Below are 15,393 nucleotides of genomic sequence, written 5' to 3'. Positions count from 1 at the left end.
GCCAAGTGTAGCAATCGGCTTGAGCCCGCCTGCGCCTGCCGCTCATACTATGGGTCACCATGCCGGCGCGTCCGGCCTGATCGTGGTAAGCTAGCCACTCCGTGTTAGCGCTATATATTAGTACGGCATGAAGGATTTCCACGAAGATGAGGAGCGCTTTGGCGTCCCCTCCGAGAACATGAACGCCGCGTTGCGCCGCCAGGCTGGCAGCACGCATAAACGCCGCCCATGGCATACCAAGGTGCCGACCAGGAACGAGGTATTGCGCCTGCCGCAGGAAGAGTTGACTGCGCTGCTGGTGGCATGGATGGAGCACAGCCCGGTTGAAATCATTCCCAGCGCGGCCCAAATACAGCTGGTCATCGAAGTACTGCTGACGCGGCCCGACGCCCGCACGCTGGAGCCGCTCGTGTCCATGTGCAGGAACTACACCAACGCGGCTTGACGGCCAAAAACGAAAAAACCGGCCAAGGCCGGTTTCGCTGAATCTTTAGTTGTTGGTCGGGGCGAGAAGATTCGAACTTCCGACCCCTTGCACCCCATGCAAGTACGCTACCAGGCTGCGCTACGCCCCGACGAACGAAAGCATTATAGCAGCAGGTTTGGGATTTTGGTAAGAGTGCTTTATGCTTAACTTATGATTAATTCCATCAACTATGCCGCCGAGCTGGTCTCCCAGGCGGATGCGCTCATCGTTGCCGCCGGCGCCGGCATGGGCGTGGACTCCGGCCTGCCGGACTTTCGCGGCAACGAGGGTTTCTGGAAGGCTTACCCGGCGCTGGGCCGCGCGCGGCTGGACTTCAGCAGCATCGCGTCGCCGCAGGCCTTCCGGGACGATCCGGCGCTGGCGTGGGGCTTCTATGGCCACAGGCTGGCGCTGTACCGCGCCACCGTGCCGCACGAAGGCTTCGCGCTGCTGCGCGCCTGGGGTGAGCGCATGGAGCACGGCGCCAGCGTCTTCACCAGCAATGTGGACGGGCAGTTCCAGCTGGCGGGATTCGACCCGCAGCGGGTGCTGGAGTGCCATGGCTCCATCCACCACCTGCAGTGCATGCGCCCGCGCGGCGATGATTCCTGCCGCGATATCTGGAGCGCGGACGGCTTCGTGCCGGAGGTGGACGCACAGGCCTGCCGCCTGCGAAACGCGCCGCCCACCTGCCCTCACTGCGGCGGGCTGGCGCGGCCGAATATCCTGATGTTCGGCGACGGCGAATGGCTGGAGCGCCGCGTGGCGGCGCAGGAGGCGCGCATGCAAACCTGGCTGGCGCGCGTGCGCCGGCCGGTGGTGGTGGAGTTGGGCGCGGGCACGGCGATTCCGTCTGTGCGCCACTTCAGCCACAGCGTGGTGCAGCACCATGGCGGACGGCTGCTGCGCATCAATCCGCGCGAGCCGCAGGTGCCTGGCGCGCGCGACGCAGGCATCGCCATGGGTGCGCTCGACGGCCTGCGGGCCATCGCCGCCGCCCTGGAAAAGCTTTAGACGACTTTCAGCGCGATCGGCGCCAGGCCTTCGATTTTCGCCACCATGGTCTGGCCGCGCACAACCGCGCCCACGCCTTCGGGCGTGCCGCTGAAGATCAGGTCGCCCGGCTGCAGGGTGAACAAGGTGGACAGGTTGGCGATGGTTTCGCTGATGGACCAGATCAGGTGCGAGATGTGGCTGGACTGCTTCACCGCGCCATCGACCTCCAGCGTGATGGCCGCCTGCGCGATGCCCTCCGCTTCGGCCGCGCGCGTGATCGCGCCGATGGGCGCCGAGTAGTCGAACGCCTTGCCGATTTCCCATGGCCGCCCGGCGTCCTTCATCTGGCCCTGCAGGTCGCGCCGCGTCATGTCCAGGCCGACCGCGTAGCCGAACACGTGCTGCAGCGCGTCCTCCACCGCGATGTCGCTGCCGCCCTTGCCGATGGCCACCACCAGTTCGCACTCGTAGTGGTAGTTGCTGGTCCTCGGCGGATACGGCAGCTCGGCCACGCCTTGCGGCGGCACCGGCAGCACGGCCATGCCGTCGCCCGGCTTGCAGAAGAAAAACGGCGGCTCGCGGGTGGGGTCGGAACCCATTTCGCGGGCGTGGCCGGCGTAGTTGCGGCCGACGCAGTAGAGCCGGCGCACCGGGAACAGCGCGTCCGTGCCGGCCACCGGCAGGCCCACGATGCCGTGTGCGGGGAAGATGTAGGGAGAGCTCATCGTGTCCTTCATGTTCATTCCGAGAACAGCATCGCCTTCATGGCGATGCCCATATAGCGCGCCAGCGCCGCCTCGTTCAGCTTGGGATTGTGCACCACGCGCAGGTCCAGCCCCTGGAACAGGCAGATCATGGCCTCGACCAGGCCGTCCATGGTGTCGTCGTCCACCGCCAGGCCTTTCTGCTCGCGCGAGGCTTTGAGGATGGCGCGGAACTGCACGCGTCCGCGCAGGTCGGCGTCGTGCACCACTTCGGCGATCTTGGGATTGCGCGCCGCTTCGGCGGAAATCTCCAGCGCCAGCGGCCAGGTGTTCGGGTCCAGGTGCTCGCTCACATGGCGCGGTGCGTCGTCCACCATCGATTGCAGCGGGTCGGCCTGCTGCTCCAGGTCGCGCATCAGCTGCGACACGCGCTCCACGTTCTGCTCGACGAAGGCGGCGATGATGGCGTCCTTGCTGTCGAAGTAATTGTAGATATGGCCGGCGCTCATGCCGGCCGCCTTGGAAATCTCGGCCATGCTGGCGCCATGAAAGCCGCTGCGCCCGAAACAGGCGGCCGCTGCGTCCAGCACCTGCTTGCGGCGCACCAGCGCGCGCTCTGGGTCGGTATGGCGTTTTTCGGTGGTGCTCATCAGGGTTCCTTGGGTTCGATGCGGTACTGTGGCCAACACCGCGCATTTTGTCAATTTGGCGTGCAACAGCGGGCAGGATTGGTGATACCATAAAGACAACAGAAACCAGCCCAGGGTGCCGCCCATGATGACCTACAAGACCGCGCCATCGATCGAGCTGCGCCCCGCCACGCGGGCCGACCAGCCCTTCCTGCTGCGCCTCTATGCCAGCGCGCGCGGCACCGAGTTCCGCCTGCACGGCTGCGACGCGGCCACCGAGGCGATGTTGCAAAATGTCCAATTCAAGGCACAGCAGACCGATTTCCAGCTGCAGTATCCGGACGCCGAATCGACCATCATCGTCGAGCGCGAGCGCCCCATCGGCCGCCTGTACGTGCAGTACAGCGACGACGAGGTGCGGCTGATCGACATCACGCTGCTGCCGGAATACCGGGGGCGCGGCATCGGCCGCGGCTTGCTGCGCGGCCTGCAGGCGCACGGCCAGCGCCTGCACCTGCCGGTGCGGCTCAATGTCCTGATCGGCAATCCTGCGCAGCGCCTGTGCCAGCGCTGCGACTTCATCATGCAGGGCCTGGACGGCCTGCACGCGGCGATGGAGTGGCGGCCGTCCTGAGCCCGCCGTCCCGGCAGCTCCTTACTGGTAGCCGCCGCCCAGCACCTTGTACAAGGTGACCTGGTTGCCGGCGCGCGCCAGGCGGGCCGAGATCAGGCTTTGCTGCGCCGCGTACAGCGCGCGCTGCGACACCAGCGCGTTCAGGTAGGACTCCGAGCCCTTCTGGTAGCGCGCCTCGTGGATGCGGAAGCTCTTCTGCGAGGCGTCGGCCAGCGCCACCTGCGAGGCCAGGCGCTCGTCCAGCGTGCCGCGCTGGGCCAGCGCATCCGCCACTTCGCGGAAGGCCGCCTGGATGGACTGCTCGTAGCGCGCCACGGCGATGTCGCGCTCCACCTTGGCCACGGTCAGGTTGGCCGTGTTGGCGCCGCCGTTGAAGATGGGCAGATTAATCTGCGGCAGGAAGCTCCAGGTGCCCGAACCGGCCTTGAACAGGCCGGACAGGTTGCTGCTGGCGCTGCCGGCGGTGCCGGTCAGCGAAATGCTGGGGAAGAAGGCCGCGCGCGCCGCGCCGATATTGGCGTTGGCCGCCTGCAGCGTGCGTTCCGCGCCGAGCACGTCCGGCCGGCGCTGCAGCACTTCGGACGGCAAGCCTGCAGGCAGCTCGGCCATCGCCGCCACGCTGGCCAGCGGCGCCTGCTGCTGTTGCAGCTCGGCCGGCACGGCCGCGCCCACCACCAGCGCCAGCGCGTTCTCGCCCTGCGCCACCTGCGCGGTGTAGACCGCCATGTCGTTGCGGGCCGCTTCCACGCTGGTCTGCGCTTCGTACATGTCCAGGCCGGAGGTGGCGCCGGCGTCGAAGCGGCGCTTGCTCAGTTCATAGGTGATCTGCTGGCTTTTCAGCGTGTCCGCCGCCAGGCGCAGGCGCTCGCGGTCCGCCTGCAGCGTGAGCCAGGTGCTGGCCACTTCGGCCACCAGGCTGATTTGCTGCGCGCGGCGCGCTTCCTCGGTGCCCAGGTACTGCTGCAGTGCCGCCTCGGACAGGCTGCGCACCTTGCCGAAGAAATCCAGCTCGTAGGACACGCCGAGGTTGGCGGTGTACTGGCGGCTGATCTGGCCTTGGCCGCCAGCGCTCATATTGTCCGCCGTGCGGGTGGCGTTCTGGCCGCCGGACGCGGTCACGCTGGGTACCAGTGCGGCGCGCTGGACGCCGTACTGCGCGCGCGCCTTCTCAATATTGAGCGCCGAGACGCGCAAGTCGCGGTTGTTGGCCAGCGCCAGCGCGATCACTTCGCGCAGGCGGTCGTCGGCGAAGTAGTCGCGCCAGGCGATGTCGGCGGCCGGCTTGGCGTCCGCCGCCACCGGGGCCGGCTTGTAGGCGTCGCCTTGCGGCCAGCCTGCCGTCACCGGCGCGGCCGGGCGCTCATACACCGGGGCCAGGCTGCACGCGCTCAGGAAGGTCGCTGCGAACGTGGCAGCGGCCAGGGAAACTAAAGTCTTTTGCATATCAATGCGCTCCTGCTGCGGTGCTGGCAGCGGCGGCGGCTTTCCGGTTCTGGAACAGGCCGCGCACCAGCACGAAAAATACCGGCACGAAGAAGATGCCGAGGAAGGTGGCCGTCAGCATGCCGCCCAGCACGCCGACGCCGATGGCGTTCTGGCTGCCCGAACCGGCGCCGCTCGCAATGGCCAGCGGCAGCACGCCCAGGCCGAAGGCGATGGAGGTCATCAGGATGGGGCGCAGGCGAAGGCGCACCGCCCTCAAGGTGGCTGCCTTCAGTTCCATGCCCTGCTCCTGCAGCTCCTTGGCGAATTCCACGATCAGGATGGCGTTCTTTGCCGCCAGGCCGACCACGGTCAGCAAGCCGACCTGGAAGTACACGTCGTTCGCCAGGTGGAAGCCCCAGGTGGCCAGCACCGTGCCGATCACGCCCAGCGGCACCACCAGCAGCACCGAGAACGGCACCGACCAGCTTTCATACAGCGCGGCCAGGCACAGGAACACCATCAGCAGCGACAGGGTGTACAGCACCGTGGTCTGCGAACCGGAGTCGCGCTCTTCCACCGACAGGCCGTTCCATTCGAAGCCGATGCCGGGCGGCAGCTGGGCCGCCAGCTTTTCGATTTCGGCCATGGCGGCGCCCGAGCTCACGCCCGGCGCAGGCATGCCCTGCACGTTCACCGACGACAGGCCGTTGAAGCGCTCCAGGCGCGGCGAGGCGTAGATCCACTGGCCGCTGGCGAAGGCGGAGAACGGCACCATCTCGCCGGCGCTGTTGCGCACGAACCATTTGCCCAGGTCTTCCGGCGCCATGCGCGAATCGGGCTGGCCTTGCAGGTACACCTTCTTCACGCGGCCGCGGTCGACGAAGTCGTTCACGTAGGACGAGCCCCAGCCGGTGCTCAGCACGCGGTTCACGTCGGCGATGGACAAGCCCAGCGCGGTGGCCTTCTGCTGGTCCACGCTGATCTTGTATTGCGGCGTATCGTCCTGGCCGTTGGGGCGCACGCCCACCAGCAGCGGGCTCTTGGAGGCCATGCCCAGCAGCTGGTTGCGCGCGCCCATCAGGGCTTCGTGTCCCAGGCCGGCCTGGTCCTGCAGCTGCAGGTCGAAGCCGCTGGCGTTGCCCAGTTCCAGCACCGCGGGCGGCGCGAAGGCGAACACGAAGGCGTCGCGGATCTGCGAGAAGCTGCCCATGGCGCGGCCGACGATGGCTTTCACACTGCCCTCGGCGCCCGGACGCTCGGACCAGTCCTTCATGCGCACGAAGGCGATGCCGGTGTTCTGGCCGTTGCCGCCGAAGCTGAAGCCGGCCACGGTGAAGATGGAAGCCACGTTCTGTTTTTCATTGGTCAGGAAATGCTGCTCGACCTGCTCGATCACTTTCAAGGTGCGCTGCTGCGTGGCGCCGGCCGGCAGCTGGATCTGCGCGAACAGCACGCCCTGGTCTTCTTCCGGCAGGAAGGACGTGGGCAGGCGCATGAACACCACGGCCAGGATGGCGACCAGCACGCCGTACAGCAGCATGGAGCGCTTGCCGCGTTTCAGCATGCCGCCCACCCAGCCTTCGTACTTGCTGCTGCCGCGCTCGAAGGTGCGGTTGAACCAGCCGAAGAAGCCGGTGCTGGCCGGCTGGTGGCCCTTGGCCACGGGTTTCAGCAGGGTGGCGCACAGCGCCGGGGTGAATACCATGGCCACCAGCACCGACAGCACCATGGCCGACACGATGGTGACGGCGAACTGGCGGTAGATCACGCCGGTGGAGCCGCCGAAGAAGGCCATCGGCACGAACACGGCCGACAGCACCAGGGCGATGCCCACCAGCGCGCCGGTGATCTGGCTCATGGACTTGGTGGTCGCCTCTTTCGGCGGCAAGCCCTCTTCCGTCATCACGCGCTCGACGTTTTCCACCACCACGATGGCGTCGTCGACCAGCAGGCCGATCGCCAGCACCATGGCGAACATGGTCAGCGTGTTGATGGAGTAGCCCAGCACGGACAGCACGCCGAAGGTCCCCAGCAGCACCACCGGCACGGCCATGGTCGGGATCAGGGTGGCGCGGAAGTTCTGCAGGAACAGGTACATCACCAGGAACACCAGGATCACCGCTTCCACCAGCGTCTTCACCACTTCTTCGATGGACAGCGTGACGAAGGGCGTGGTGTCGAACGCCACTTCGGCCTTCATCCCGGCCGGGAACTGCTTGGACAGCTGTTCGATCTTGGCGTTGACGGCCTTGGCCGTGTCCAGCGCGTTGGCGCCGGTGGCCAGTTTGATCGCCACGCCGGTGGCGGCGTTGCCGTTGAAGCGGGCCACGGTGTTGTAGCTCTCGCTGCCCAGCTCCATGCGGGCCACGTCGCGCAGGTGCACGGTGGCGCCGCTGGCGGTGGTCTTCAGCAGGATGGCGCCGAACTGCTCGGCGGTCTGCAGGCGGCTCTGCGCGGACACGGTGGCGTTCAGCTGCTGGCCCGGCACGGCGGGCGCGCCGCCCAGCTCACCGGCCGACACTTCCGTGTTCTGCGCGGTGATGGCGGCCGACACGTCGGCCGGCGTCAGCTGGTAGCTTTGCAGCTTGGTCGGGTCGAGCCAGATGCGCATGGCGTACTGGGAGCCGAACAAGGTCACGTCGCCCACGCCTTCCACCCGGCTCAGCGGGTCGATCACGTTGGCGGCCACGTAGTCGCCCAGGTCGGCCTGCTTCATGCTGCCGTTTTCGGACACGAAGCCCAGCACCATCAGGAAGTTCTTGGTGGACTTGGACACCACCAGGCCCTGCTGCGTGACGGCGGCCGGCAGCAGCGGCGTGGCCAGCTGCAGCTTGTTCTGCACCTGCACCTGCGCGATGTCCGGGTTGGTGCCGTTGTTGAAGGTCAGCGTGATGCTGATGCCGCCGGTGGAATCGCTGCTCGAGCTCATGTAGCGCAAGCCGTCGATGCCCTTCAGCTTCTGTTCGATCACCTGGGTGACGGCGTCTTCCACCGTCTTGGCCGAGGCGCCCGGATAGGAGCCGCTGATGGTGATGGCGGGCGGTGCGATGCTCGGGTATTGCGCGATCGGCAGGCCGAGGATGGCGATCAGGCCGCCCAGCATGATGACGATCGCCACCACCCAGGCGAAGATCGGCCGGTTAATAAAGAAACGTGCCATGGTCTACCTTCCTTACTGCGCCGCGCGCTTGGTGGCGGCGGCTGCCGTGCCGGGCGTGGCCGGGGCTGCCGGGGCTGCGGCAACCTGCGCCGGCGCGCCCGGGCGCACCTTCTGCAAGCCGTCGATGATGACGCGGTCGCCCGCCGCCAGGCCGGACTTCACCAGCCACTGGTCGCCCACGGTGCTGCCGGTGGCCAGCACGCGCTGCTCCACCTTGCCCTCCTTGTTCAGGATCATGGCGGTGGCTTCGCCTTTCGCGTTGCGGGTCACGCCTTGCTGCGGCACCAGGATGGCCTGCTCGTCCACGCCGCTGTCGACCACGGCGCGCACGAACATGCCCGGCAGCAGATCATGCTTCGGGTTCGGGAACAGCGCGCGCAGCACCACGTTGCCGGTGCCGGGATCGACGCTGGCGTCGGCGAACTGCAGCTTGCCTTCCTGCGCGTACTTGCTGCCGTCGGCCAGCAGCAGGGTCACCCTGGCCTGGCCGCCGTTTTGCTTCAGGCTGCCGTTTTCCAGCTCGCGCTTCAGGCGCAGCATGTCGGTGCTGGACTGGGTCACGTCCACGTAGATCGGGTCCAGCTGCTGCACGGTGGTCATGGCGCCGGCCTGGCCGGCGGTCACCAGCGCGCCCGGCGTCACGTTGGAGCGGCTGATGCGGCCCGAGATCGGCGCCGCCACCCTGGTGTAGTCGAGATTGATGCGGGCCGTGTCCAGCGCCGCCGCAGCCGCTTCCACGTCGGCCTTGGCCTGCTCGGCGGCGGCCACCGCGTCGTCATAGTCCTGGCGGCTCACGCCTTCGATCGCCACCAGGTCCTTGTAGCGCGCCACTTTCGGCGTGGCGGCCATCAGGTTGGCCTTGGCCTTGGCCAGCGCGGCCTTGGCCGAGTTGTAGGCCGCCTGGTAGGTGGCCGGGTCGATCTGGTACAGCTGCGCGCCGGCTTTCACGTCCGCGCCTTCGGCGAACAGGCGCTGCTGGATCAGGCCGCCCACTTGCGGGCGCACTTCGGCCACCTGGTAGGCGGTGGTGCGGCCCGGCAGTTCGGTGGTGATGGCCAGGCTGCGCGGGGCCACCGTGTGCACGGCCACGGCCGCCACCTGCGCCGGTTGCCCGGCGCCAGGTGCTCCGGCAGTGGTGGGTTGGCAGCCTGCGCTCAGCGCGGCTGCGGAAATCAGGAGCAGGGAAATAGGTTTCATCGTTCGCCTTCGACTATGTTCAAATTTTTGTCTTTTTATAGAATGAACGATCATTCTAAGTCTGTCAAGAAAAAAAACCCGCCAGCGGCGGGTCGGAAATGCTGCAGCAGGGGAACTGCAGCGGGGAGTAAAACCAGGTTTTACTCGCCCATTGTAATAAAACGGCAACGCTGCAACCGGGACAATTGTAACCATATGTAGTTTTCCAAAATCAACTAATTGCCAAATGTGCTCTAACGTACAGTGCCTTTTTTTAAGCTGCGCTATATTTTGAGGACCTCTCCCCCATTCGCACAACCACTATGGAACAGCAAAATACCGATTCGAGCCGCTTTCTTTCCTCCGGCGTTCCCGGCCTGGACAATATCCTGGCAGGCGGCCTGACGCGCGACCGTTTGTATCTGGTCGAGGGCGAACCCGGTACCGGCAAGACCACGCTGGCGCTGCAATTCCTGAACGAAGGCAAACGCCAGGGCGAATCCGTGCTTTACATCACGCTGGCGGAGACCACGGTGGAACTCAGTTCGGTGGCGCAGTCGCACGGCTGGACCCTGGACGGCATCCACATCGAGGAAATCATTCCCGACCAGGCCTCGCTCGACCCGGACCAGCAGTATTCGATCTTCCATCCGTCCGAGATCGAGCTGGGCACCACCACCCAGCGCATCCTGGCGGCTATCGAGAAATACAAGCCCACCCGCGCCGTGCTCGACTCGCTGTCCGAGCTGCAGCTGCTGGCCGAAAGCCCGCTGCGCTACCGGCGCCAGGTGCTCGCGCTCAAGCAGTACCTCGCCAGCCGCAACTGCACCACCATCTTCCTGGACGACCGCACCGCCCTCAGCACCGACCTGCAAGTGCGCAGCGTGGCGCACGGCGTGGTCACGCTGGAGCTGGCCAGCCAGTCCTACGGCAGCGAACGGCGCCGCCTGCGGGTGGTGAAATACCGCGGCATCGCCTTCCGCGGCGGTTCGCACGACTACCGCATCCTGCACGGCGGGCTGCACGTGTTCCCGCGCCTGGTGGCGGCCGACTCGCGCGTCTCCAGCACCCGCCGCCAGCTCTCCAGCGGCCTGCAGGCGCTGGACGAGCTGCTGGGCGGCGGCCTGGAGGAAGGCATGAGCACCCTGGTGGCCGGGCCGCCGGGCAGCGGCAAGTCCACCGTGGCGGCCCAGTTCGTGTCGGCCGCCTGCCGGCGCGGCGAGCGCGCCGCCATGTTCCTGTTCGAAGAGTCGCGCAACAATATGCTGAACCGCGCCGAAAGCCTGGGCCTGCAACTGAAGCAGGCCATCGCCGACGGCCTGCTGACGGTGCAGCAGGTGGACCCGGCCGAGCTGACCCCGGGCCAGTTCACGCAGGCCGTGGTCAGCTCGGCCGGCGCCGGCGCGCGGGTGATCGTCATCGACAGTTTGAACGGCTACCTGAACGCGGTGCCGGACGAGCGCTTCCTGTCCACCTATCTGCACGAGCTGCTCACCTACCTGGGCCAGCGCGGCGTGGTCACCATCGTGGTGGGGGTGCAGGCCGGCATGATAGGCGGCGCCATGACCACGGCGGTGGACGCCAGCTACATCGCCGACAACGTCGTCATGCTGCGCTATTTCGAAGCGGAAGGCGAAGTGCGGCAAGCCATTTCCGTGTTCAAGAAGCGCGGCAGCCGGCACGAACGCACGCTGCGCGACTTCAACATCGGCAAAGACGGGCCGCAGGTAGGGGCGGTGCTGACCGGCTTTCACGGCGTGCTGACCGGCGTGCCGACCTATCTGCACCCCTCCACCGACGCGGCGCACGGCTCCGCCAGCCAGCCCTGACAGCCATGGAAAAACGCATCCTCGTCTACGCGCCCGCCGGCCAGAACGCCGCCTTGTGCCAGAAGGTGCTGGACATGGCGCGCATCCAATGCCACGTGTGCGAAACGGTGGGCGAACTGCGGCAGGAACTGATGCAGGGCGCCGGCGCGGTGCTGACGGTGGAAGAGGCGCTGTCGGCCAGCGGCTTCCGGCTGCTGGCCGAGTATGTGGAGCAGCAGCCCAACTGGTCCGACCTGCCGATCCTGCTGCTCACCCACCGCGGCGGCGACTCGCTGCTGGTGCGGCGCGCCGTCATCAGCCTGGGCAACCTGACGCTGCTGGAGCGCCCGGTGCGCACGGTGACCCTGATCGCCGCGCTGCACGCCCAGCTGCGCGCGCGCGACAAGCAGTACCAGATGCGCGAAGTGACGCGCCGCAAGGATGAATTCCTGGCCAGCCTGGGCCACGAACTGCGCAACCCGCTGGCGCCGATCCGCACTTCGGCCGCGCTGCTGCCCAACCTGTTCCCGGGCTCCGAACCGGCCGAGCACATCAAGCAAGTGATCGAGCGCCAGGTAGTGCACCTGACACGGCTGGTGGACGACTTGCTGGACGTGGCGCGCATCACCAGCGGCAAGATCGAGCTGCAGTACGGCGCCATCGAGTTCGGCATGGTGATGCGGCACGTGCTGGAACTGAGCCAGCAGGCCGCCGCCGCCAAGCGCATCCACCTGGAGCAGGACTTGCCGCGCGAGGACATCGTGCTCGACGCGGACTACGCGCGCGTGGTGCAGATCTATTCCAACGTGCTGTCGAACGCCATCAAGTTCACGCCGCAGGGCGGCCGCGTGGCGCTGCGGGCATGGCGCGAGGCCGGCATGCTGTGCGTGAGCGTGCGCGACACCGGCATCGGCCTGGACGCCGAGGCCATCCCCAAGATTTTCAATATGTTCGAACAGAGCCGCACGGTGACGGGGCAGATGTCGAGCGGCCTGGGCATCGGCCTGAGCCTGGCGCGCCAGTTCGCGCACATGCACGGCGGCAGCATCGAAGCGCACAGCCCCGGCACCGGCCAGGGCAGCGAATTCATCATCAAGCTGCCGCTGCCGGGGCAGCCGACCGCCGCGCCGGCCGAGGCGCAGCCCTATGCGGCCGAACCGGCCGTGGCCCGGCGCACCAAGGTGCTGGTGGTGGACGACAACCGCGACGCCGCCGACTCGCTGGGCGCGCTGTTCGAGATGGAGAATTTCGACGTCAGCACCGCCTACGACGGCTACGCGGCGGTGGCCGCCGCCACCCAGCAGCGGCCGGACCTGATCATAATGGACCTGGGCATGCCGGGCATGGACGGCTACGAGGCGGCGCGCCTGATCCGCCAGCAGCCCGGCGGCGAGGCGATCCGGCTGGTGGCGCTGACCGGCTGGGGCCAGAGCGACGCCCGCCGCCGCACGCTGGACGCCGGCTTCGACCAGCACCTGATCAAGCCGGTGGACTTCGACGACCTGCTGCGCCTGGCCGCCCCGCCCCACTAACTCCGGCCCATTTGTCCCGCACTACTTCCAGTCGCCGCGCAGTTCGGCCACCTGGGCGCGCAGCAGTTCGGGGGTGGCGTCCAGCGGCGCCACCGGCTGGCCGACGGCCAGCGCCAGCCGCGAACGCCAGCCTTTGCGGAAGGCGCGCTCGAACACGTTGTCGTTGCTGCGGCTGAGCAGGTGGCCCCACAGCCCGCGCAGCGCCATCGGGATCACCGGCACTTTGCTGCGCTCGATGATCTTGGCGATGCCGCCGCGGAATTCGTTCAGCTCGCCCGTGGTGGTGAGCCGCCCTTCCGGGAAGATGCACACCAGGTCGCCCTCGTGCAGCGCCTGCGCGATGTCGATGAAGGCTTTTTCCATCAGCCACGGGTCTTCCTTGGCCGGCGCGATCGGGATCGCCTTGGCGGTGCGGAAGATCCAGCCCAGCAGCGGGGTCTTGAAGATGCGGTGGTCCATCACGAAGCGGATCGGGCGCGGACTGGCCGCGCCGATGACGATGGCGTCGACATAGCTGACGTGGTTGCACACCAGCACCGCCGGGCCGCTTTCCGGAATCCGGTCGGCGTCGATGGTCTTCACGCGGTGCAGCGTGTGGATCAGCATCCAGGCCAGGAAGCGCATCAGGAACTCCGGCACCAGCGAGAAGATGTACACCGCCACCAGCGCGTTCAGCACGGCCGTGGCCAGGAACAGTTCGGGGATGCTGAAGCCCTGCCCCAGCAGCACGATGGCGACGCCGGCGGCGGCCACCATGAACAGCGCGTTCAGGATGTTCATGCCGGCGATGGTGCGCGACAGGTGCGCCGGCGCGCAGCGCACCTGGATCAGCGCGAACAGCGGCACGATGAAGAAGCCGCCGAACACGCCTATCATCACCACGTCGAACAGGATGCGCAGCGCGCTGTCCTGCGCCATGAAACCGAGCCACTGCACCGCGCCGGTGTTGGCGTAGCCCAGGCTGGCGAAGTACAGGTCCACGCCGAACAGCGACAGGCCGATGGAGCCGAACGGCACCAGGCCGATCTCCACCTTGTGCCCGGACAGGCGTTCGCACAGCAGCGAGCCGGTGCCCACGCCCAGCGAGAACACCGTCAGCAGCAGCACGAACACGCTGTGGTCGCCATGCAGGTAGTCCTTGGCGTACACCGGGAACTGCGCCAGGATCAGCGCGCCGTAGAACCAGAACCAGGAGTTGCCCAGCATGGACAGGAACACGGTGCGGTTCTGCTTCGAGAAGCTCAGGTTGCGGATGGTTTCGCTGACCGGGTTCCAGTTGATTTTCAGCTCAGGCGCCGGGGCCGGCGTGAGCGGCACGCGGTAGCTGGCCAGCAGGCCGATCACCGCCACCGCCAGGGTGGCGCCAGCCACCAGTTCGATGCCGATATTGCCGTAGGCCACCAGCACCGCGCCCAGCACCTGGCCCAGCAGGATGCCGACAAAGGTGCCCATCTCGATCACGCCGTTGCCGCCCATCAGTTCCTCCGGCTTGAGCTGCTGCGGCAGGTAGGCGTATTTGACCGGGCCGAACAAGGTGGAGTGCACGCCCATGCCGACCACCGCCGCGATCAGCAGCCACAGCGTGTGCGACATCCAGCCCACGCCCGCCATCAGCATGATGCCCACTTCCAGCCACTTCACCAGCCGCGACAGGCCGGCCTTCTCGAACTTGTCGGCGATCTGGCCGGCGGTGGCGGAGAACACCACGTAGGGCAGGATGAACAGGCCGGGGATCAGGTTGGTCACCGTGGAGGCGGACATGGTGGTCCAGCTGGCCGCCTCGAAGCCCAGGATCACCATCAGGGCGGTCTTGAACAGGTTGTCGTTGAAGGCGCCCAGGAACTGGACCCAGAAGAACGGGGCGAAGCGGCGCTGCGTCAGCAGGGAGAACTGGCTGGGCTTGCTCATGGTCGTGGTCTTTGCAAAAGTAGAATGTTGACAAAATACATCAGGAACCCCGGGCCGACAACCCGGTTTACCGCAACTGCGCGCAAGGCCGGAATGATCTAGCGCAATGGCCTAGCGCATCAAAGCCTTAAATGCCGTCGGCATCCAGGGCCGCGCCGCCAGCATGAAGGTCAGCGAGTGGCGCTGATCGTACGGCAGCCGGGCGTCGTCCTGGTGCTGCCGGGAAAACTCGTCGGCCACCTGCTTGAGCCGCTCCAGCAGCGCCCTGGTGGAGCGCGGCGACAGCATCACGCTCACCAGCTTCATGATTTCCTGCTCGCCGGCGAAGCGCGCGTCCAGGAAGTCGCCGTAGGCTTCGCCCCGGAACCAGGTCTGGATCGGGCCGTTCGGTATCCAGCTGAAGGTGCGCGCCACCAGCAGCTTGACGCGGTTGTTCGGCAACAGCGTCAGGAAACCGATCTTGTCCAGCCGCAGCAAATACTTCACCGCTTCCGCCTCGCTGATCTTATACACCGCCACGATCTGCTCCAGCGGTATCAGATTCAGCGCCGCCACCGCCACCACCAGCAATTTCATGTCGCCGATGATTTCCTGCTCCTGCGCATAGGTCAGCTGCGCAATCAACTGGGGCGCGTCGGTGGCCGCCTGCACCAGCTCGGCGAAATCCATGCCGACCGCCTCCAGTATCTGCTCCAGCCGCTCCAGCGTGAAGCTGCGCTGCGCAAACATTCGCTTGACGCTCGCTTCGGACAGGCCGATGCGCCTGGCCAGCTCCGCGTACGTCACGGCTTTCAGTTTCAATTGCCGTTTCAGTGCATCGATCATGAGGCTGGAATTGGACATGGCGGTAGTTTTTAGCGATAAGTATCGAAAAATAATACCACTCGCGCAAATTATGACAACTAGTATCGCAAATATTGCCATCGGCGTGACCCGGGGCCATGATGCAGGCCAT

General features: G+C 66.6%; 12 protein-coding genes and 1 tRNA gene. 5 read left to right on the top strand and 8 right to left on the bottom strand.

Annotated elements, in window-relative coordinates:
• Positions 1-127: 127 nt before the first annotated feature.
• Positions 128-445 carry a hypothetical protein gene (locus AC56DV_RS19120; protein ID WP_496315827.1) on the top strand — a complete coding sequence of 106 codons (318 nt, stop codon included), beginning with the start codon at positions 128-130 and terminating at the stop codon, positions 443-445.
• Positions 446-498: 53 nt separating this feature from the next.
• Here the strand turns inward: AC56DV_RS19120 and AC56DV_RS19115 are convergent.
• Positions 499-575: transfer RNA gene (locus tag AC56DV_RS19115), tRNA-Pro, on the bottom strand.
• Positions 576-637: 62 nt separating this feature from the next.
• Between AC56DV_RS19115 and AC56DV_RS19110 the strand changes: the two genes are divergently transcribed.
• Positions 638-1,480 (top strand): SIR2 family NAD-dependent protein deacylase, encoded by an 843-nt coding sequence (locus tag AC56DV_RS19110; RefSeq protein WP_496315826.1) that lies wholly within the window; start codon positions 638-640, stop codon positions 1,478-1,480.
• Here AC56DV_RS19110 and AC56DV_RS19105 read toward each other — a convergent pair.
• The gene (locus tag AC56DV_RS19105) at positions 1,477-2,199 is read right to left on the bottom strand and encodes a fumarylacetoacetate hydrolase family protein (protein WP_496315825.1); all 723 of its coding nucleotides are present in this window, start codon (positions 2,197-2,199) and stop codon (positions 1,477-1,479) included. The genes AC56DV_RS19110 and AC56DV_RS19105 overlap by 4 nt on opposite strands.
• Before the next feature lie 2 nt (positions 2,200-2,201).
• Entirely contained in the window at positions 2,202-2,816 is a 615-nt protein-coding gene (locus AC56DV_RS19100; RefSeq protein ID WP_496315824.1) for a TetR/AcrR family transcriptional regulator, read from the bottom strand.
• A gap of 124 nt (positions 2,817-2,940) precedes the next feature.
• Here AC56DV_RS19100 and AC56DV_RS19095 point away from each other — a divergent pair, with 124 nt between their 5' ends.
• Positions 2,941-3,429 carry a GNAT family N-acetyltransferase gene (locus AC56DV_RS19095; RefSeq protein ID WP_496315823.1) on the top strand — a complete coding sequence of 163 codons (489 nt, stop codon included), beginning with the start codon at positions 2,941-2,943 and terminating at the stop codon, positions 3,427-3,429.
• 21 nt (positions 3,430-3,450) lie between these two features.
• Here AC56DV_RS19095 and AC56DV_RS19090 read toward each other — a convergent pair whose 3' ends face one another.
• The 3 genes from AC56DV_RS19090 to AC56DV_RS19080 are packed head-to-tail and all read right to left on the bottom strand — an operon-like array spanning position 3,451 to position 9,211.
• A complete protein-coding gene (locus AC56DV_RS19090; protein ID WP_496315822.1) occupies positions 3,451-4,872 on the bottom strand; it encodes an efflux transporter outer membrane subunit in 1,422 nt (473 codons plus the stop codon).
• A gap of 1 nt (position 4,873) precedes the next feature.
• Positions 4,874-8,014 (bottom strand): efflux RND transporter permease subunit, encoded by a 3,141-nt coding sequence (locus tag AC56DV_RS19085; protein WP_496315821.1) that lies wholly within the window; start codon positions 8,012-8,014, stop codon positions 4,874-4,876.
• Between the two features lie 12 nt (positions 8,015-8,026).
• Positions 8,027-9,211, bottom strand: coding sequence for an efflux RND transporter periplasmic adaptor subunit (locus AC56DV_RS19080; protein ID WP_496315820.1), 1,185 nt, complete (start codon positions 9,209-9,211; stop codon positions 8,027-8,029).
• Between the two features lie 302 nt (positions 9,212-9,513).
• On the opposite strand from AC56DV_RS19080, the gene AC56DV_RS19075 reads away from it, so the two are divergent.
• A complete protein-coding gene (locus AC56DV_RS19075; protein WP_496315819.1) occupies positions 9,514-11,019 on the top strand; it encodes an ATPase domain-containing protein in 1,506 nt (501 codons plus the stop codon).
• A 5-nt stretch (positions 11,020-11,024) separates the two neighbouring features.
• On the top strand, positions 11,025-12,530 hold the full coding sequence (locus AC56DV_RS19070) for a hybrid sensor histidine kinase/response regulator (protein WP_496315818.1): 1,506 nt from the start codon (positions 11,025-11,027) through the stop codon (positions 12,528-12,530).
• Positions 12,531-12,551: 21 nt separating this feature from the next.
• Here AC56DV_RS19070 and AC56DV_RS19065 read toward each other — a convergent pair whose 3' ends face one another.
• Complete coding sequence (locus AC56DV_RS19065) at positions 12,552-14,438, bottom strand: MFS transporter (RefSeq protein ID WP_496315817.1); 1,887 nt, start codon at positions 14,436-14,438, stop codon at positions 12,552-12,554.
• A 111-nt stretch (positions 14,439-14,549) separates the two neighbouring features.
• Entirely contained in the window at positions 14,550-15,281 is a 732-nt protein-coding gene (locus AC56DV_RS19060) for a helix-turn-helix domain-containing protein (protein ID WP_496315816.1), read from the bottom strand.
• Positions 15,282-15,393 lie beyond the last annotated feature (112 nt).

This window comes from Massilia sp. BGA-UO-ETr-WB1 (genome assembly GCF_059567845.1).
The sequence above is the reverse complement of the archived record's forward strand: the minus strand, read 5'-3'. Positions and strand labels throughout refer to the sequence as shown.

Coding starts and splice junctions, on each gene's coding strand:
- AC56DV_RS19065 (WP_496315817.1), bottom strand. CDS start 14,438: ATGAGCAAGCCCAGCCAGTTCTCCCTGCTGACGCAGCGCCGCTTCGCC.
- AC56DV_RS19095 (WP_496315823.1), top strand. CDS start 2,941: ATGATGACCTACAAGACCGCGCCATCGATCGAGCTGCGCCCCGCCACG.
- AC56DV_RS19085 (WP_496315821.1), bottom strand. CDS start 8,014: ATGGCACGTTTCTTTATTAACCGGCCGATCTTCGCCTGGGTGGTGGCG.
- AC56DV_RS19080 (WP_496315820.1), bottom strand. CDS start 9,211: ATGAAACCTATTTCCCTGCTCCTGATTTCCGCAGCCGCGCTGAGCGCA.
- AC56DV_RS19070 (WP_496315818.1), top strand. CDS start 11,025: ATGGAAAAACGCATCCTCGTCTACGCGCCCGCCGGCCAGAACGCCGCC.
- AC56DV_RS19100 (WP_496315824.1), bottom strand. CDS start 2,816: ATGAGCACCACCGAAAAACGCCATACCGACCCAGAGCGCGCGCTGGTG.
- AC56DV_RS19090 (WP_496315822.1), bottom strand. CDS start 4,872: ATGCAAAAGACTTTAGTTTCCCTGGCCGCTGCCACGTTCGCAGCGACC.
- AC56DV_RS19120 (WP_496315827.1), top strand. CDS start 128: ATGAAGGATTTCCACGAAGATGAGGAGCGCTTTGGCGTCCCCTCCGAG.
- AC56DV_RS19105 (WP_496315825.1), bottom strand. CDS start 2,199: ATGAAGGACACGATGAGCTCTCCCTACATCTTCCCCGCACACGGCATC.
- AC56DV_RS19110 (WP_496315826.1), top strand. CDS start 638: ATGATTAATTCCATCAACTATGCCGCCGAGCTGGTCTCCCAGGCGGAT.
- AC56DV_RS19075 (WP_496315819.1), top strand. CDS start 9,514: ATGGAACAGCAAAATACCGATTCGAGCCGCTTTCTTTCCTCCGGCGTT.
- AC56DV_RS19060 (WP_496315816.1), bottom strand. CDS start 15,281: ATGTCCAATTCCAGCCTCATGATCGATGCACTGAAACGGCAATTGAAA.